Below are 17,520 nucleotides of genomic sequence, written 5' to 3' on the forward strand. Positions count from 1 at the left end.
CGGCTCCGGTCCGAGGAAGAGAGAAGTGCAGCAGGAGGAGCCGCCGGCGTCGTCGCGGGCGGGAGCCTCATACGGCTGAGGAGGTGTCGCCGGTGGACGCGGCCACCGGAAGCAGGGCCGGCCGCTTGGCCTGGCGGCCGTCGCCAGAGGAGCGGCCACGCAGGCGGCGGCCGACCCAAGGGCCGAGGAAGGTGCCGGCCCAGCGCAGTTCGGTACCCACGGTCCTCCAGACAGAGATGTCTGTCCCCTCGGCCGGAAGGGGAAGGGTCCACTTGTCGTCGCTGCCCGGCAGACCGAGCGCCTGGGCCACGGCAGCCGCGATGCGCGCGTGTCCCAGCGGGCCGGCGTGCAGCCGGTCAGCACTCCACAACCGCGGATCGGCCGCCGCCGCGTGCGCGGCCGTCTCCGCCACCACCACGCCGTGGCGGTCGGCGGCCTCCCGGATGCGCGCGTTGAGTGCGAGAACACGGTGACCGATCGGGCGGGCCAACGGCGTGATACGCCCGACATCGGGAAACATGAGGGTCGCGACGGTGGCGCCCTGCGCCGTGAGGGCGGCGAACATCGCCTCGACATGGCCCGCCACCTCGTCGAGGTCGCAGCCCGGGCGCAACGCATCGTTGACCCCAGCCACCACGGTGGCGAGGTCGGGCCGCATTGCGAGAGCCGGAGCCAGCTGCTCGGCGCGCACCTGACCGGCCTTACGGCCGCGCACCGCGAGGTTGGCGTAGAGCAGGCCGCGGCTGTGGCGGGCGACCTGCTCGGCGAGCCGGTCCGCCCAGCCCCGAAGACCACGGACGTCGTCGCCGTCCCCGAGCCCTTCGGTGTGACTGTCACCCAGGGCGACATAGCGCAGATACCCACTGCTCGACACGGGGCCGACCGCCTCTCGTCAACGCTGCTGATGGAAGTGGCACACGGCCATCGCTAAACAACTAGGCACCTAGTCGCATTGTTGAATATGAGGATAGCTGCGGGCTCACCTTCCTGCAAAGTGACGCCGCTCAGGCAGGTGCTGAGGCCGTCGAGGGCGGTCCACCGCCGCAGTCCACCGCCTTGGTCCCGCGCCGACCTCACCGCCCATTCCCTCTTCAGACCTGAGCACCGACCACGGTCTGCGCCGGCACCTGAGCGCCCGGGTCGTCAACGTCATGCACAACGAGGACGCGGTCGGCTTCGCCATCGCCCGCCGTTTCGCGCCGAACCGCCCGTACCGGGTCACCTTCAACGGTGGCGTCCACGGCCCGGGTGACAACGCCTGCGGAAAGCTCCGCGATCCGCTCCTTGGCCGCGTCGGCCTGCGCGGTGATCTCCCGCTCCCGTTCCTCCAGTCGTGCCAGCACCACGCCGAGGGTGAGCTGATCGCCCCTCATGCGGTGTGCCAGGACGACGCGGTCGCTCCGGTCAGCCGACGCAGTATCACCGCGGTCATCGCCCAGTACACCCGCGACTCGGAGGTGCGGGGCTGGTGTTCGTAGTCGCGTGCCAGCGGCTCGTTGCCCACGGCCACCCGGTGCCCTACAGCGGCCTGGCCCGGTCCCGGGCTCAGCCCGGTTGCTGTCGCTCCTCGCTGGGGCCGCCGGGTTCGGCCGCCATGCGGGGGTGGTCCGGGGTTCGCTCCGGGGCGGTCGTGGTGTCGGGGTGGGGGACGGGCGCGGGGGTGTCGGGAGGTCCAGGCTGTCGGCGCTTCTTGCGGAGGCTGAGGAGGGGCACGGCGACCGCGAAGACGACCACGAAGGCGAGCAGCGTGGCGGAGACGGGGCGGCCCAGGAAGCCGGTCACGTCGCCGTCGAACATCCGCATCGAGCGCCGGAAGTCCGTCTCCAGCAGGTTGCCGAGCACGAAGGCGAGGACGAGCGGGCCGGGCGGCAGTCCGACCTTCTTCATCAGGTAGCCGACGACGCCGAGCACGACCACGGCGAGCATGTCGAACATGCTGGAGCGGATCGTGTAGACGCCGATCATGGTGATGAGCACGGTCAGCGGCGCCAGGATGCTGGCCCGGACGCGCAGCACGCGGACGAACAGCCCGATCAGCGGCATGCTGAGGATGATCAGGAACAGGTTCCCGAGGTACATGGAGTCGATGACGCCCCAGAACACCTCGGGATGTTCGTCGATCATCTGCGGGCCCGGGGTCACGCCCGCCAGCAGCAGGGCGCCGAACATGACGGCCATGGTCGCGTTGGCCGGGATGCCGAGGGTGAGCAGCGGGATGAACGAGGAGGTGGCGGCGGTGTTGTTGGCCGCTTCTGGGCCCGCGACCCCCTCGATCGCGCCCTTGCCGAACCGCTCGGGCGTCCTGGAGGAGCGCTTCTCGACCGTGTACGCGACCATCGAGGCCATCGTGGCGCCGCCACCGGGAAGGATGCCGAGGAAGAAGCCCACCACCGTCCCCCGGGCGATCGCCCACCTCGACTGCAGGAACTCCGCCCGGCTGGGCCGGGCCCGGCCGACGCGGGGCTTCGGCGGGGCGCCTTGGCGGAGGCGTTCGAGGCTGTGCAGGATCTCCCCGATGCCGAACAGGCCCATGGCGAGGATGACGAAGTCGAGCCCGTCGGCGAGTTGGTCGCTGCCGAAGGTGTAGCGAGCGCTGCCCAGGAGCGGGTCGCGACCCAGGGTGGCGAGCAGCAGCCCGATGCTGCCAGCAAGGAGGCTGCGGCGCAGGGATCCGGTGCTCAGGGTGGAGATCATCAGGATGCCGAGCAGCGCGAGCGCGGCGTACTCCGGCGGGCCGAAGGCCAGAGCCCAGCCCGCCACCAGCGGGGCCGCCACGGTCAGTGCGACGATGCCTACGGTGCCGCCGATGAAGGAGGCGATCGCGGCGATGCCGAGCGCGGATCCGGCGCGGCCCGTGCGGGCCATCTCGTAGCCGTCGATGGCGGTCACCACCGTCGAGGCCTCTCCGGGCAGGCGGAGCAGCACCGAGGTGACCGTGCCGCCGTACTGGGCGCCGTAGAAGATGCCGGCGAGCAGGATGATCGCCGAGGCCGGTTCGAGGGTGTACGTGACCGGCAGCAGGATGGCGATGGTGGCGGCCGGGCCGAGGCCGGGCAGCACGCCGACCAGCATGCCGAGTGTCACCCCGATCAGGCAGTACAGCAGGTTCTGCGGCTCGAAGACCACGCCGAAGCCGTCCAGTGCGGGAGTGAGGAAGTCCATCGGATTCTCACAGGTGTTGAGGGATCAGAACGCGACGAGACGAGGCAGCGAGACGCCCAGCGCGACGATGAAGAGCAGATACGACGCTGCACACGCGGCCACGGCCACGGCCAGGCTGAGCCGCCAGCTGTCCCGGCCGAAGCCGCGCATCCACAGCACCAGCAGGAGCACCGTCATGACCTCGAAGCCCACCCGCTCGATGAGCAGGGTGTACGCGACCAGCGACAGGGCGCCCAGGGCCACCACGGCGGTTTGCCTGCTGAACGGTTCCTGTTCGGTGTCCGCGCCGGGATTGAGGAGCAGCGAGGCGGACAGCGTCACCATGGTGAGGCTCACGATCAGGGGCCACAGCCCGGGGCCGGGGTCGGCGGGCGATCCCAGGCCCATCGATACGGCCGCCAGGGCGGCGAGGGCGCCGATGCCGAGCGGCACCAGCGCCCCCAGTCGTGCCTGGGTCCTCATGCCTCAGCCCTCGGTCTTCAGGTCGAGACCGAACTTGTCGATGAGCTCGCCGTAGCGCTTCTTGGCGGTCTCGACCTGCTTGACGGCGGCGTCCGGCGAGGCCTCCCAGCGGCCGATGTAGTTGTTCTCCAGGAACTTGCCGTATTCCGGGTCTTGGAAGGCCTTCTTCAGCGCCGCTCGCAGCTCGGAGACGACGTTGTCCGGCAGTCCTGCCGGGCCGGCGACCCAGCGGCGCTGGTCCACGACGACATCGTGGCCGGACTCGACAGCGGTGGGCACGTCGGGCAGGAAGTCGATGCGCTCCTTGGCGAAAACCGCCAGTGGACGCAGCTTTTCGGACGTGAGATGGGGAGCGGCCTCGGCCACGTGGACGGCGCCGACGTCCACCTGGCTGCCCAGCAGCGCGGTCACCGTGGGCGCGCCGCCGTCGAACGGGATGCCGTCGGCTTTGACGCCAGCGTCGCCGAAGAGGAGGGCCTGGGCCAGCTCGCTGCCGGTGCCGGCGCCTGTGGTGCCGTACTTGACCGACTTCTTCGCGAGCAGGTCGTCGAGGGTCTCGATGTCCGACTTCGCCGGGACGACGAGGACGTAGTCCTCCACGGTCAGCCCGGAGATGACGTCCATGTCGGACATCTCGATGGGATCATCGTCGACGACGGTGTGCGGGCCGATCGACATGAGCGACTGGAAGAGCATGACCAGGCTGTAGCCGTCGGGCTCGCGGCCGAGGACCTCCTTGCCGCCCACGGCGCCGTTGGCGCCGGGCTTGTTCTCCACCACAACGGACTGTCCCAGGGGGTCCTCCATCGCCTTGGCTGCGGCGCGCGATATCAGGTCGGTGCTGCCGCCCGGGTCGGAAGGCGCGGTCCACTCCACGGTCTTGGTGGGATAGTTCTCGGCGTCTTCGCCGCTGCCCCCGCCGCCCTGGACCCCTCCGCACGAGGTCAGGGTGAGAAGCGCAGCGGCGCAGACGGCCGCGCCGGCGAGGTGCCGGCCCTGGCGCAGTCGGGCCTGGAACATGATTGTTCTCCTTCATGCGTGGGTTCTGGCCAGCCGGGGTCACCACCGCGGGAGCGGTGGTTGCGTCCGGTCAGGGTGCTTGCGCCGCATGGCCGCGACGTCGTCGCGGTCGTGGCACTGCGGCGTCCGGTCGAACCGTTCGTGCGGGCGGGCTGGTCGTGCAGGCGGGCTGGCACCAGGGCGTGGACGGCGGCGATCTCCTCGTCGGGGTGGTCGTGGCTGCCGTAGGTCTCACCGATGCCGACGCCGCTGTCGGAGGGCTCTGTCTCGACGATGCTGCCGGGTGTGTACGGCTGATGCGCGCCAAGGAAGTTGGACAGCGGCCGGTCACTGATGAGGAGGTGGGTGACGGTCACCTTGATGGCGGTGCGAGGCGCGCTGCTGAGCACGACGTTCCCTCACTTCCTCACCTGTCCGTTGCGAGCGCCAGGCCGGTGTGCAGGAGGGCCTCGAGTTGCCCCAGGTGGTCAGGGGCCGGTTCCACAAGGGGCGCGCGGACCGGGCCGACCGGGGCTCCGCGGAGCCGGGCCGCGGCCTTGACCAGGGACACCGCATAACCCGTGCCCTGGTCGCGCAGTTCGACGAGGGGCAGGTAGAACTCCCTCAGCAGGTGCTCCATTCTTGGGTGGTCTCCGGCCCGGTGCGCCGCGTAGAAGGCGCCCGCGATCTCGGGTGCGAAGGCGTGGACCGCCGAGGAGTAAGCGGGGATGCCGATGCTCGCGTACGCCCGTACCTGCATCTCGGCGGTGGCCACGCCGTTGAAGAACAGCCAGTCGCCGGGCGCCACCAGCCGCAGCCGCTGCATCTGGTCGAGGTCGCCGTGCCCGTCCTTGAGGCCGACGACGCCGTCGACCGTGGCCAGTTCCCTGGCCGCGGCGGTGCTCAGCTTGACCTGCCCGCGCTGGTAGACGATCAGGGGAAGGGGCGAGCCGCCCGCCACCGCGCGGACATGGTCCACATATCCGCGCTGCGGGGCGGAGATGAGGTAGTGCGGCATGAGCAGCCCGGCGTCCGCGCCGGCCCCCTCCGCGAGCCGGGCGAACTGCAGCCCGAGCGACCAGCCGTACCCGACGCCGGCCACCACCGGGACCTGTCCCGCCACGACCTCGACGGCGGCGCGTACGACGGCGTGGTACTCCTCGGCGGACAGCGAGAAGAACTCACCGGTTCCGCAGGCGACGAAGACGGCGCCCGGGCCGGCGGCGAGCTGCGCAGCCAGGTGGGTGCGGAAGCCGTCGAGGTCGAGGCCGCCCTCGGCGTCGAAGGATGTCAGCGGGAAGGACAGGACACCCTGCGCCATCCCTTTGCGCAGCCGATCCGCCGTCTCACGGTCACGCTCGATATCCCGCGTCGTCTCCATGTGCGCCACCTGTCTCCGTATGTAGACAGTTGTCTCGTGTGGGAGAGCATGGCTACATGGCTGATAACCGTCAAGCATCGGTGCAAGAATTCTTCGAGTGCGTACGGAAGGGGTGGCGATGAGTGAGCCTGAGGCGGTCAGCGGCGTACGGGGCGTGAAGTCGGCAGCCCGTACGGTCGAGTTGCTCGAGCTCCTGGCCGCGCGGCAGAACCGGCCCGCCCGGCTGCGAGAACTCAGCGAGGCCCTCGGCGCCCCACGCAGCAGCGTCTACGCTCTGCTGCGGACCTTGACGGAGCACGGCTGGGTCCGCACCGATCCCTCCGGCACGCTCTACAGCGTCGGCATCCGAGCCCTCCTCGCGGGGACGACCTACCTGGACGCGGACCCTTATCTGCGCATCGTCCAGCCGCTGATCAACGACCTGAGCGCCAAGCTCGACGAGACCATCCACTACGGGCGACTGGACCGCACGGACATCGTCTATCTGGCGACGCACGAATCCAGCCAGTACCTCCGCCCCTTCAGCCGGGTCGGCCGCCGGCTCCCGGCCTTCAGCACGGCACTGGGCAAGGCGCTGCTCGCCGAGCGGCTGGACACCGACCTGTCCGACCATGTCCCCGACACGCTGAAGCCCCTCACACCGAACACCCACACCGAACACGACACTCTGATCAAGGACCTGCGGGCCACCGCCGAGCGCGGATACGCCATCGACAACGAGGAGAACTTCGCCGGCGTCGTCTGCTACGGATTCTCACTCCGGTTCACCACACCCCCGATCGACGCGATCAGCTGCTCGATCCCCATCGACCGGCTCACCCCCGCGAGGACCGAGGAACTCATCGAGGCCATGCGGCTCACCCGGCTGTCGATCGAGCGGATGGCGCCGATCGACCACACGATGCCGTAGGGCGTCCGCCCGACGGGACAGCCACGAGTCGCCCCATGAACCGCCGCGACGGCCGGGGCGAGCCGGGTCGGGGTCAGCCTTCGGTGGACCACCTCGGCGCGGACGACCCCACCGCTTCGAACGGCCGCTCCCAGAACAGCGGGTTCTCCTCGAGGGCGACGGGGAACCGGAGCCGTTTCACCGGGCTGCCGTCACCGCTGACGAAGACACCGTCCTCGTACGGCCCGTCGTGGGGCAGACGGACCTAGGGTTCCTCCGCGGCGTGGCCCTCGCCGATCAGCAATGCCGCGGTCCGGGCGAGCGAGAGCCGGGAGACCGAGCCCTGACCGGCTGGCCGAACGCCGTGCTGCTGGCGGCCAGCCACTGAACTGCCGTGGGATCACTGCCTCGTTGAGGGTGGAGGTGGTTCCGGCGAAGACCCAGGGCGTGCGGTGCAAGCTCACGCGGCTCGTCGCGCGGGGATGGGCACACGAGCCGGTTCGGGGCCGGTTCGTCTGCGGCGACGGCCGAGACGGCGGGTCATGACCATGGTCATCGGGTCGGGCGCTTGATCCGCGGGCGGTACCAGCCGCCGGTTGAGGTGACCGTCGCCGATGAGGTGGGTGTCGGCGGCGACGACATCGCAGGCCAGCGCCAGTTCGAGGCCCCCGGCGACAGCGCGACCATGCACCACGTCGCCCCATGGTTTCGGGCTGGCCGCGATGCGGCTGAAGCGGGCCGACACGTCGGCCAGGAAGTCGACCGGGTTGTCGCCCCGCTCGTGCAGCTCCAGGAACTGGTGGAAGTCCCCGCCGGCACAGAAGCTCGGTCCCCGGCCTGCCACGGCGATGACCGCGGTGCCGGGGTCGGCCTCAGCGCTGGTCATCTGTTTGTCCAGGGCTGCGATGAGGGTGATGTCGAGGGCGTTGCGCCGCTCGGGCGGTTGAGCAGCAGCCACCGGACGGTGCCGCGTTGCTCGACGAGCAGAGGTTCCATGCCGGTCAACGTGGCTCCGGGGCGGCGAGTTCGGCCGGCGGTTGCGCAGCAGGTAGCGCTGGGTCTTGCTGCTGGGTGTCTTGGGCAGGGCGTCGAAGAAGTGGATCGTGGGCGGCGTAGCGGGCCTTGACCAGCAGCTGGAGTTCGGTGGCCAACTCTGGCATCAGATCGAGCAGGCGGACCACTCGTGCCCCCTTGGCCCAGGCCCTCGGTGCCGTACTCGACCGGATGGCAGCCGCCTCCGGATCCGGCCGCGTCATCGCAGGCCGGTCGAGCGGAACCTGGTCGGTCTGCTGACAGAGGAATCTTCACCGCGGCGTTTGCCGAGGGGCAGGCGCCCGTGGGAGGTCATCGCCCCCGCCGCAGGATGCCTGCCGCCCTTCGACCGAGCCGACATGACTACTTCGGCGCCCTTGCCCACCGGAGCAACCGATCGGTCGGCTTTCCCGTCGCTTGCGGTCAGGCCGGAAGCACCACGGGCAGGATGATGCGGGACGGCCGGTCCGAGTCGTGGAAGACCTGCTGCCGGGCGACTCGGGCCGTGGTCGCGTTCTCCTCGGGTTCGCCCGTGTTGAGGTTGCGGTCCCAACGGGGGAAGTTGCTGGAGGTGACCTGGAGCCGTATCCGGTGCCCCGCCCGGAAGACGATGCTGGTCGACCACAGGTCCACGACGTGCTCGGCCGCCTCGCCCGGCACCGACGCGCGCACCCGCACGATGCCGTCGGCCACATTGCGGGAGACACCCGTCTCGTCGACGTCGCACAGGCGTGCCACCCAGTCGGTCGAGGGCCCGTCCGTGGCGATGAAGAGCACCGCCCGGACGCGGCCGGTCACCTCGACGTCCTCGGTGAGCGGTTCGGTGGTGAAGACCAGGACGTCCTCACGCGCCTCCACGGCCGTCTGGTCGAGCGGCCCGGGACGGAACTCGTCAGACAGCAGGAGCGCTCCGCCGGTGGTGGGTACCGGGTTCATGGGGTCGTAGGTGAACTCGTCGGGCTGCTCGGCGGTGGGCGGCGGCTCAGGGGTCAGGCGTCCGTCCGCGCGCAGGTGGAAGTCCGTGTCCACGGCCCGCGACAGGGGCCATTCCGTCTCCTCGCGCCACTGGTTGATGCCCATGACGAACAACAGCACCTTGCCGGTGTCCGGCTCCAGAGCCTCGCCGTCGCCGATCGTGCGCTGGTACCAGTCGAGTTGCAGGTCGTGCAGGCGTCCGCGCATGCCCATGAAGGCGGAGTTCGCGGCGAACCCGAAGTTGACGTCGCCGACCGCGTGCTGCTGGTTGGCGTGGCTCCACGGGCCCATGATCAGCGTGGCGGACCGGCCGGCGCTGCGCATGGCGGCGAAGTTGTCGAGCGTGCCCTGGGCGAAGATGTCGTACCAGCCGCCGACCTGGAAGGTGGGCAGGTCCACCTCGTCGTGTCGGCCTGCGACCCGGCAGGACGTCGCCCAGCCGGGCTCCCGCCGGGACCGCTCGTAACCCAGCTCGGGCAGGTCGTGCCGGGCGAACGCGGGGAACTGCCCGGCGGGCAGCTCCCCGTAGCCGCCGTCTGCCAGGCCGTCGAGATCCTGCACAAGCCTGCCGAGACTGCCCACGAGCGCGGCGGGGTCGGTGCCGTGCCGGCGCATCAGCGCGTCGGCACCCATCATGAGAGTCCAGGGCGCGGTGATCCCGAGCTCGATCGCACCGCCGCGCGTCCACAGCCCGTCGTCCGGATCGGACCACGTGACCATCGGCGCGATCGCCTTCAGCTCCGGCGGCTTCGACAACGCCGCCATCCACTGCGTGTTGCCGAAATAGCTGGCGCCGATCATGCCGACCGAGCCGCTCGCGCCGGGCAGAGCAGCGGCCCACCGCACGGTGTCGTACCCGTCGCTCTCCTCATACGTCCACGGCTCCCACTCCCCCTCCGAAGCGAACCGGCCACGCGTGTCCTGGACGACCACCATGAAGCCCCGCCGAGCCGCCGCCAGCGGATCGAGCACGACACCCATCATGGGCGTCTGCTTGCCGTACGGCAGCCGGCTCAACAGCACGGGCCACGGCCCCGTACCCCCGGGCCGGTAGACATCGGCGCGCAGCACCGTGCCGTCGCGCATCTGAGCCGGAACATCGAACTCGACCTGGATCTCCGCCATGTACTGCTCCTTCGCACCACGACACTCTCACGTGACATAGTCGAACCCGGCCCTCTCGCGCACTACCCCCGAACGAGGGTGTCCACGGCGCTCTCGGGGCGGTCACGCCACCGCGTTCAGCAGGTCGGCCAGCAGGTCGGGCCGTTCCAGGGCGATGAAGTGGCCTGCGTTGGGGACCTGGGTGAAGTCGGCGGCCGGCAGCAGTTGCTTGTTGGCTTGCCGGTCCGAGGGCCGGGACCAGTCCTTCTCCCCGTAGACGAGGTGGACGGGCGCCTTGACCTCTCGGTAGCGCGAGCGGGCGGCGATGAGGCTGGGCAGGCTCTGGTACACGGCCCGGGCGACCGTCGAGTAGCCGGGGCGGCGGCCCACCTGGAGGAGTTCGTCGAGGTAGTCCGCCCGCAGCGCGGTCTTGTCGACCAGCCCGCCCTGCAGGATCCTGCGGAAGACGACCTTGGGCTCCACCCCGGCGACCACCGTGCCCACCCCCGGAGTGAGGACACCGCTGACCACCACACGGGCGAGAAGGCTGGACCGGGCGATACCGCCGCGGAAGTCGTACGTGTTCACCGCGACGACGCGCCGGACCCACTCGGGCAGATCGGCCGCGGTGGTCAGGGCGAGCACCGCCCCCATGGACTCCCCGACCAGGGTCACGTCGTGGAGGTCGAGTTCGGTGAGAAGCCGCTCGACGCCCGCGCGCATGGCCGGCTCGTCGTACGACGCACCGGGCACGATCTCGGAGTAGCCCATCCCCGGCAGGTCGAGGGCGTACACGGTGTACCGGTCCGCGATCAGCGGGATGAGGTGGCGGAAGTGCTCGGCCTGGGTGCGCACGGTGTGCAGAAGGACCAGCGGGGCGCCGGTCCCCGCCTTGAGGTAACGCAGCGTTCCCTCACGGCTGTGGCGTCCTGTCCGCGGGGCGATGGTGTGGCTGGTGGTCCCCGGGATGTGAATCGTGGGATGTGTCTCTGGGCTGGGCATCTCGTCAGTTTCCCTTTGTGTGAACTGCTGCGGACGGGCGATCGGATAGGGCCCGCCCGAAGGCGGCGTGACCACGGACCAGCCCTTGGATTCATTGAGAAACCGACCGGTTTCCATCATCGTAAACCGATCGGTTTCCAAGCGCAAGACTGAGGTTGCCATCCGCAGTAACAGGGTCAGCGCACAGGACAGACGCGAGAGTGCCATCCGCACGGCGGTCGCCGATTTCGCGTCGCCGGCCGCCGAGGCCAAGGGCGATGCGGCCAAGTAGTCCGGGCCGACTGGATGAGGCCCCAGGAAACCGCGTACCTGCCGTTGGGCGCTGATCTCGACGAGACGACGGTTCCTGGCGCGAGGCACGCCCGTCAACACCCCTACGGCCACCGGGCTCCCCTCCGATTGCGGGGAATCAGGGGCGGGGAGCCATCAGCCCGGGGAGCGCACGGTCACAGCGCCTGCTCGGACGGGGATGCGTCAGCGCATGCCCACCGCATCGAGCAAGGTGATCACCGTGGGCGTGACGAGCCCGGTCAGCTTGTCGGCTCCGATCCCCGCGCGGGCACTGGCGCCGTCGAAGACAAGGCTGAGCTGCCGGGCCAGCAGGTCGGGATGGCTTGCCCCGCCCCGTTCGGCCTCGGAACGGAAGAAGGCTGTCAGATTCTCTTTGACCCGGTGGGCCACCTGACTTGCAGGGTGACTCTGATCCTTCAACTCGATCTGAGCAGCCAGGTACCGACAGCCTTGGAAGTCGGGCGCACCCGCCTGCTCCTCCAGCTGGTCGAAGACGTGCAGGATCCGCTCGCGGGGAGAACGGCCGTCGTCCGCCGCCGGCAGGAGCCCGGCCGCGAAGGCAGAGGCGCGTTCCCCCAGGCTCGCCACCAGCAGTTCGTCCTTGCTCTCGAACAGCTGGTACAGGGAACGCTTCGACACCCCCGCCGCCTTGCACAGCGCCTCGACGCCGATGCCGACACCGTCTCGGTAGGAGAGCGTGGCCGCCGCCTCCAGCAGCCGCTCTCTGGCGCTTGACTTCACTACGGTGGTCATACCGCGAGGTTAACTCGATGCGGACAAAATGAAAACCGATCGGTTTACGGCGCTTTACCGGGCGGGGACGCGGCGCAGCCCCTGGCGGCCGCCCGTCACCCCCGAAGCCGGAGAGTGCGGCCGCGATGAGGCCGACGGTCATCCTCACCCAGCCCCTGGCCAGGCCCGCGCCCACTGGGCGCCATCATAGAGGCTCTCTGCCGCAGCGGTTTTGAACTCTGGGAGGACGCGCGCGAAGGGTCGTGGCCGACCTACCCGTGCCGGACCTCGCAGAGCGGCGTGCTCAACCTCGAAGATCGGAAACGACCCATACGAAATGGGCCCCCACAGGCTCTCGCCTGCGAAGACCCTTCGCACCGTCGGGACGACAGGATTTGAACCTGCGCCCCCTTGACCCCCAGTTGCGGAGCCCCTGAGCGGCGTGCGACGGGTCGTTCTTCGAGGTCAGTGTCCAGCGTACTCGGCCGAGTAAAGGAGTCTGTATTTTCAAGCCCCCGGCCGGGCAGCCTCGTCGCTTCCCGAACCGTCTTCCACTGATCGAGGAAGCCACTTCGAACTCCGACGCTTCCATCGTCACGCCTCAGCCGAGAGCAGGCAAGTCAGCAGAGGGGAAAGGCCCTTGCGCTCCGAGCCGTCCGTGGTCGACATGCCTCCTTGGGGCCTGATACAGCTCCCCCACACCCGCCCGCAAGGAACTGATGGGTTATCAGGTGTACCGAAGCATGCAGGTGACGAGGCCTGCGGGGCGTAGCACTCACAACATGGCTCGGCTCCTGCTCAAGGGCCATGGGGCCCGGCAGCCTTCGGTAGGCACCGCGAGCGGAGAACCCGCGCCTGATCAGCCCGTGCAGTCGGCGGCCATCTCGGCGCCAATCCGCGGTGGGCGCTGGGGAGTCGGTACGCGCTATCAGGCGGCACGCCGGCCCTTGGAGCGGGAGGGACGACCGTCGTGGCTCAGGCTGGAGCGGCCGGCGGTCGACCTAGCGAGGGGAACCGCGGGCTCCGCCGATACCGTGTTCCCGGTGGACGGACATCTGAGTGACGCGGAACTCGATGAACTGGTCGAGCAGGCCACCGTGGACGCCTACGACGACGAGGAGCAGCTCACGCGGGCCTCTACACGATGCCCGCAGAGCATCTGGCCGTCCCGTTCAAGACGGTCGTTCTCGGGGTCGAGGTCACCGTGAAAAAGGTGGACCTGCTGCCCGGCAGCCAGATCGTGGCGGTCTGTACGCGAGGCTGGCACCGGCAGGCCATCGGCATTCTCGACCTTCCGTTGCCGGATCCGGCACCCGAGGGGGCCGAGTTGATCGAGGCCTACCGGCACTGGGGACCGTAAGCGCGCCCGGGTCAGTGGCCGGTCGGCAGCGCCGGCCGGTAGCCCTGATCGGCGAGCCAGGCTCGGGCCCGGCCGTACTGCCGTTCCGCGCCGAACAACCAGTACCGCTGCAACTGCGCCGGTGAGGTGGCCAGCATGACCTTGAAGCGGCGGAACGCTCCTGGGCCCTGGATCGCGATGCCGAGGTAGCGGGCGAGGTCCCGGTCGTCGAGGGGCGGTGATGAAGTCCTCCATGTCGCGGTAGGCATCACGTGATCCCTCGCACGGGACATGGAGCCACTGCTCGGTGCCCTCCGGTTCGTCCTCGTCCCATGACTCATCCGTGTCCGCAAGGGCGGGCCGGCACTCGCCGGTGTCCAGGTCGATGCGGCCACCGCAATACTGATCGAAACCGCTGTCTGCAGGGCGCTGCTGCGTTAGCCTCGTCTTTCCCTCATGGGCGAACTGGCATGCGACGAACATCACTTCGGGGGACACGTGTCAGAACACCGACCGGTGCCATCGGACTCGGCGCCGGACGACGCCGCGGCGCTGCGGCAGACCGGCGCCGCACCCCTGCACTCGGGTGACCCGCGCCGCATCGGCCCCTATGTGCCGCTGGCGCTGCTGGGCAGCGGCGGCATGGGGCGGGTCTATCTCGGCCGCCCCGCGGGCGGTGGCCCGGGCCTGGTCGCAGTGAAGGTGATCAGGCCCGAGTACGCGGACGCCCCGGGCTTTCGGCGCCGGTTCGAGCGCGAGGCGTCTGTGCACGACCTGGTCCGCACCGCGCGCACGCCCCGCCTGTGCGGCACGGGCTTCCAGGAGCGGCTGCTGTGGATGGCCACCGAGTATCTGCCGGGCCTCGACCTGGCGGACGCGGTACGCGAGGACGGCGCCCTGGCGACCGCCGCGGTGTGGCGGCTGGTGGCCGAGCTGGGGCGGGCGCTGGCCGACCTCGCCACCGTCGGGATCGTGCACCGGGACCTGAAGCCGTCCAACGTGCTGCTGTCCGTCCACGGCGCCCACGTGATCGACTTCGGCCTGTCGAAGGCCGTCGATGCGAGCGCGCTGACCGGCACGGGCAACCGGGTGGGCACCCCGGCCTACATGTCGCCGGAACACCTGCGAACGGGCACGTGTGAGCCGCCCTCGGACGTGTTCTCGCTCGGCGCGACGCTGGTCTACGCGACGACCGGAAGCGCCCCCTTCGGCGACGGCACGGGCGTCGACGTGATGCACCGGGTGGCCTTCGAGGAGCCGAACGCAGAGCTGCTGGGCAAGGTCGCGGCGGCGGACGCGGACCTGGCCGCCTTGCTGTCCGCCTGCCTGGCCAAGGAACCCGAGCGGCGGCCCACCCCGCAGCATCTGATCGACACCGCCTCGGTCCGCGCCGAGACGGCCGACTGGCCCGAGCCGCTCGCGGGCAGGGTGCTGGCCCAGCAGCGGGCGTACGAGGCGCTCGATGGTCTGCCGGGCGACGGGACGACTCGCCTGCGCTCCCCCGAGGACATACCAGTGGCCGTCGCCGCCGGGCCCGTGGAGCAGGTCGCCACGCCCGAAGCCGAAGCCCCCGCTGCTCCGTCGGATCCGCCGGAGCGCTTACGTCCCGCCGAGACCCGCATCCGGGGCCACAGAAAGCCGCTGCTCGTCGTCGCCGCGGGCGTCATGCTGTGTGCGACGGCCGCGGGAATCCTGGCCCTCGATGGCCAAAGCCCGCGCACTTCCGACGCCTCCCCCGGCTCCGGCACGGCAAGCGGCGGCTCCCTGCCCGGCGGCGGCGCACCGACGGCGTCCGCGTCCTCCACGTACACGTCCGCCTCCGGCAGGAGGGTCGACGGCGGGTCAAGAAGTGCTGCCTCCGCCACGGCGTCTGCCGCCTCGGGCTCGCCAGGCACCGGGCGGCACGACTCCTCCTCGGCTCCCGCCGCCGGGCCGACCGTGACCGGCGAGCCGACCGGCCTCGCCACCACGACCAGCACGCCCTCCGAGCCCGCGACCCCACCCTGGATCTCCGGCTGCACCTACTACGCCGGCAAGGGCCGCACGCGCGAGGGCGACAGCGGCAAGCGGGTGCTGCAGGCGCAGTGCATGCTGACCAAGCGCGGCTATGACGTGGGCAGTTCGGGGGTCGACGGCGAGTTCGGTCCCGGGACGACGGCCGCCGTAGAGAGCTTCCAGAACACCAAAGGGCTCGACGCCGACGGCATCGTGGGGCACGACACGTGGGCCGCTTTGCGCGAAACCGTCTGAGCGCGTGATCGACACCACAATCGAGACGGTGTCGTTCGGTAGCGGACTACGCCGATCCTCATATGAACGAAACGGTTTCGTTCACGATGGAGGCCCGCCATGACCTCCGTACTCGTCGTCCATGACCAGTCCCTGCAACGCCTCGGCCTCCGTATGCTCCTCGCGGCCGAACCCGATCTGACCGTCGCCGGCGAGGCGATGAACGCCCTGGATGCCGCCGACATGAGCGACGCCCTGCGGCCCGACGTCGTCGCCAAGGGCAACGGCGCCTCCGACGCCGACGGCATCCAGGCCATCCGCCGCATCACCCGCCCCGTCCTGCCGGGCGAGCGCCACCCGCGGGTCCTGGCCCTGACGCCGACCAGCAACGAGGCGTACGCCTCCGCAGCCCTGCGCGCCGGAGGGCGGCGGCTTCCTCGCCCAGGACGCCACACCCGAGGAACTGACCGCCGCCGTCCGCATCGTGGCCGCCGGGGACGCCGTCATCACCCCCGCCCTGACCCGCGCGCTCATCGAGCCCGTCCGCCAGGAGCAGCCGGTCCCTCGCAGCACCCGCCAGGCCGGACTCGCCACGCTCACCCAACGCGAACGCGACATCCTCACCGCCGTGGCCTCCGGCTGGTCGAACGCCGAGATCGGCGAGCGGCTGTCCATCACACTGACGACCGTGAAGTCCCACGTCAGCCACATCCTCGCGAAGATCGGCGCGCGGGCCCAGGTGCAGGCGGTGGTCTTCGCCCACGAGACGAGTCTGGTGCGCCCGGCCGCCGCCTGACAGCGCGTCCCGCTCACCCCTTCACGGCTCCGGAGAGCATGCCGCAGACGAAGTGCCGTTGCAGGAAGACGTACAGGGCGACGACCGGCAGGGCGACGATGATGGAGGCGGCCGCCAGCAGGGAGTACTGCGTGGTGTGCTCGCTCTGGAAGAACGCCAGGCCCAGGGGCGCCGCGCGCTTGTTCCCGTCGGTGATCACGACCAGCAGGAACTCGTTCCAGGTCCACATCAACACCGGCATGGCCATCGTCAGCAGCGCCGGACGGCTCGTGGGCACCAGGATCCGCCACAGCAGCCGCCAGTCCGAGGCCCCGTCCAGAGGCGCCGCCTCGATGATGCTGATGGGCACGGATCAGAAGGAGTCGCGCATCCAGAAGATGCTGACGGCGAGGGACTGCGCGGTCTGCGGCAGGATCAACGCCCAGTAGGAGTCGGTGAGTCCGGCGCTGCGCAGGTGGAAGTACAGCGGGATGACCAATGCCTCGGGCGGCACCATCAGCCCGACGAGGGTGAACGAAGGGAGTGTCTGATCGACGGCGGATCTGATGATCAAGGAGACGCCTCTGATGACAGAGACCGCCGTGGAGAACGAGCAGACCGAACCGGCGGGCCAGGCACCATCGAGTGCGGTGTCGGACGAGCAGCTCGTTGCGATGCTGGTTGGCCGGGCCCGCAACGAGGGGTGCGGGTGCTGGAGTCCGCCCTTGAGGGCGAGATCACCGACCACGTCGGCTACGAGAAGCACGACCCGGCCGGGAAGAACAACGGCAACAGCCGCAACCCACAGACCGTCAAGAAACGGCAGCGCCGCCTGGCCGGCGTCGACGAAATGGTGCTGTCGCTCTCGGCGAAGTGCCTCACTGAACCGGCCGCTCGATCGCGTCTACCCGGTCCTGTTCGTCGATCCATCAAGTCAAGATCAGGGACGGGCAGGTCGCGAACCGTCCGGTCTACGTGGTGATGGCCGTGGCCGTGGAGGCACCCGCGACATCCTCGGCATCTGGGCCGACGACGGCGGCGAGGACGCGAAGTACTGGCTGCATGTGTTCACCGAGCTGAAACCAAGACGGTATAAGCGCCCACACATTACCCAGCTCTCCCGGAGTCGGGCAACGCGTCCACTGACG

At 70.0% G+C, this 17,520-nt stretch carries 18 protein-coding genes and 3 pseudogenes; 6 read left to right on the forward strand and 15 right to left on the reverse strand.

Features of this window, described 5'->3' with window-relative positions; genetic code table 11:
* Positions 1 to 67 precede the first annotated feature (67 nt).
* The 8 genes and pseudogenes from AB0I98_RS18695 to AB0I98_RS18730 form a co-directional block, all read right to left on the reverse strand.
* Complete coding sequence (locus AB0I98_RS18695) at positions 68 to 874, reverse strand: SGNH/GDSL hydrolase family protein (RefSeq protein WP_362942690.1); 807 nt, start codon at positions 872 to 874, stop codon at positions 68 to 70.
* Between the two features lie 217 nt (positions 875 to 1,091).
* A complete protein-coding gene (locus tag AB0I98_RS18700) occupies positions 1,092 to 1,343 on the reverse strand; it encodes a hypothetical protein (protein WP_362942693.1) in 252 nt (83 codons plus the stop codon).
* A 26-nt stretch (positions 1,344 to 1,369) separates the two neighbouring features.
* A pseudogene (locus AB0I98_RS18705) lies at positions 1,370 to 1,489 on the reverse strand (IS5/IS1182 family transposase); the annotation flags it as partial.
* A 56-nt stretch (positions 1,490 to 1,545) separates the two neighbouring features.
* Entirely contained in the window at positions 1,546 to 3,162 is a 1,617-nt protein-coding gene (locus tag AB0I98_RS18710) for a tripartite tricarboxylate transporter permease (protein WP_362942696.1), read from the reverse strand.
* Positions 3,163 to 3,186: 24 nt separating this feature from the next.
* The gene (locus AB0I98_RS18715; protein ID WP_362942699.1) at positions 3,187 to 3,624 is read right to left on the reverse strand and encodes a tripartite tricarboxylate transporter TctB family protein; all 438 of its coding nucleotides are present in this window, start codon (positions 3,622 to 3,624) and stop codon (positions 3,187 to 3,189) included.
* A gap of 3 nt (positions 3,625 to 3,627) precedes the next feature.
* Entirely contained in the window at positions 3,628 to 4,644 is a 1,017-nt protein-coding gene (locus AB0I98_RS18720; protein ID WP_362942702.1) for a tripartite tricarboxylate transporter substrate binding protein, read from the reverse strand.
* A complete protein-coding gene (locus AB0I98_RS18725) occupies positions 4,569 to 5,033 on the reverse strand; it encodes a hypothetical protein (protein ID WP_362942705.1) in 465 nt (154 codons plus the stop codon). The genes AB0I98_RS18720 and AB0I98_RS18725 overlap by 76 nt, the downstream gene beginning before the upstream one ends.
* 17 nt (positions 5,034 to 5,050) lie before the next feature.
* Complete coding sequence (locus tag AB0I98_RS18730) at positions 5,051 to 6,004, reverse strand: 5-dehydro-4-deoxyglucarate dehydratase (RefSeq protein WP_362942708.1); 954 nt, start codon at positions 6,002 to 6,004, stop codon at positions 5,051 to 5,053.
* Positions 6,005 to 6,122: 118 nt separating this feature from the next.
* Here AB0I98_RS18730 and AB0I98_RS18735 point away from each other — a divergent pair, with 118 nt between their 5' ends.
* Entirely contained in the window at positions 6,123 to 6,914 is a 792-nt protein-coding gene (locus AB0I98_RS18735) for an IclR family transcriptional regulator (RefSeq protein WP_362942711.1), read from the forward strand.
* A gap of 439 nt (positions 6,915 to 7,353) precedes the next feature.
* Here the strand turns inward: AB0I98_RS18735 and AB0I98_RS18740 are convergent, their stop codons facing one another.
* The 3 genes from AB0I98_RS18740 to AB0I98_RS18750 form a co-directional block, all read right to left on the reverse strand.
* Positions 7,354 to 7,851 (reverse strand): enoyl-CoA hydratase/isomerase family protein, encoded by a 498-nt coding sequence (locus AB0I98_RS18740; RefSeq protein ID WP_362942714.1) that lies wholly within the window; start codon positions 7,849 to 7,851, stop codon positions 7,354 to 7,356.
* A gap of 497 nt (positions 7,852 to 8,348) precedes the next feature.
* Complete coding sequence (locus tag AB0I98_RS18745; protein ID WP_362942717.1) at positions 8,349 to 10,025, reverse strand: CocE/NonD family hydrolase; 1,677 nt, start codon at positions 10,023 to 10,025, stop codon at positions 8,349 to 8,351.
* A 102-nt stretch (positions 10,026 to 10,127) separates the two neighbouring features.
* Complete coding sequence (locus tag AB0I98_RS18750; protein ID WP_362942720.1) at positions 10,128 to 11,006, reverse strand: alpha/beta hydrolase; 879 nt, start codon at positions 11,004 to 11,006, stop codon at positions 10,128 to 10,130.
* A gap of 67 nt (positions 11,007 to 11,073) precedes the next feature.
* Between AB0I98_RS18750 and AB0I98_RS18755 the strand changes: the two genes are divergently transcribed.
* On the forward strand, positions 11,074 to 11,277 hold the full coding sequence (locus tag AB0I98_RS18755) for a hypothetical protein (protein WP_362942723.1): 204 nt from the start codon (positions 11,074 to 11,076) through the stop codon (positions 11,275 to 11,277).
* Between the two features lie 203 nt (positions 11,278 to 11,480).
* Here AB0I98_RS18755 and AB0I98_RS18760 read toward each other — a convergent pair whose 3' ends face one another.
* Positions 11,481 to 12,050: a TetR/AcrR family transcriptional regulator gene (locus AB0I98_RS18760; RefSeq protein ID WP_362942727.1), complete on the reverse strand. Its 570-nt coding sequence runs from the start codon at positions 12,048 to 12,050 to the stop codon at positions 11,481 to 11,483.
* 1,123 nt (positions 12,051 to 13,173) lie between these two features.
* On the opposite strand from AB0I98_RS18760, the gene AB0I98_RS18765 reads away from it, so the two are divergent.
* On the forward strand, positions 13,174 to 13,389 hold the full coding sequence (locus AB0I98_RS18765) for a hypothetical protein (RefSeq protein ID WP_362942730.1): 216 nt from the start codon (positions 13,174 to 13,176) through the stop codon (positions 13,387 to 13,389).
* An 11-nt stretch (positions 13,390 to 13,400) separates the two neighbouring features.
* Here the strand turns inward: AB0I98_RS18765 and AB0I98_RS18770 are convergent, their stop codons facing one another.
* Positions 13,401 to 13,637 carry a hypothetical protein gene (locus tag AB0I98_RS18770; RefSeq protein WP_362942733.1) on the reverse strand — a complete coding sequence of 79 codons (237 nt, stop codon included), beginning with the start codon at positions 13,635 to 13,637 and terminating at the stop codon, positions 13,401 to 13,403.
* Positions 13,638 to 13,884: 247 nt separating this feature from the next.
* On the opposite strand from AB0I98_RS18770, the gene AB0I98_RS18775 reads away from it, so the two are divergent.
* Complete coding sequence (locus AB0I98_RS18775) at positions 13,885 to 15,618, forward strand: serine/threonine-protein kinase (RefSeq protein ID WP_362942736.1); 1,734 nt, start codon at positions 13,885 to 13,887, stop codon at positions 15,616 to 15,618.
* Positions 15,619 to 15,717: 99 nt separating this feature from the next.
* Positions 15,718 to 16,393, forward strand: a pseudogene (locus AB0I98_RS18780) (response regulator transcription factor).
* Between the two features lie 13 nt (positions 16,394 to 16,406).
* On the opposite strand, the gene AB0I98_RS18785 reads toward AB0I98_RS18780, so the two are convergent.
* A complete protein-coding gene (locus tag AB0I98_RS18785; protein WP_362942739.1) occupies positions 16,407 to 16,742 on the reverse strand; it encodes an ABC transporter permease subunit in 336 nt (111 codons plus the stop codon).
* Between the two features lie 3 nt (positions 16,743 to 16,745).
* A complete protein-coding gene (locus AB0I98_RS18790; protein ID WP_362942742.1) occupies positions 16,746 to 16,946 on the reverse strand; it encodes a hypothetical protein in 201 nt (66 codons plus the stop codon).
* Positions 16,947 to 17,046: 100 nt separating this feature from the next.
* On the opposite strand from AB0I98_RS18790, the pseudogene AB0I98_RS18795 reads away from it, so the two are divergent.
* Positions 17,047 to 17,460 (forward strand): annotated as a pseudogene (locus AB0I98_RS18795) (transposase); the annotation flags it as partial.
* Between the last annotated feature and the right edge of the window lie 60 nt (positions 17,461 to 17,520).

The organism is Streptomyces sp. NPDC050211, assembly GCF_040656035.1.
Classification (GTDB): Bacteria; Actinomycetota; Actinomycetes; order Streptomycetales; family Streptomycetaceae; genus Streptomyces.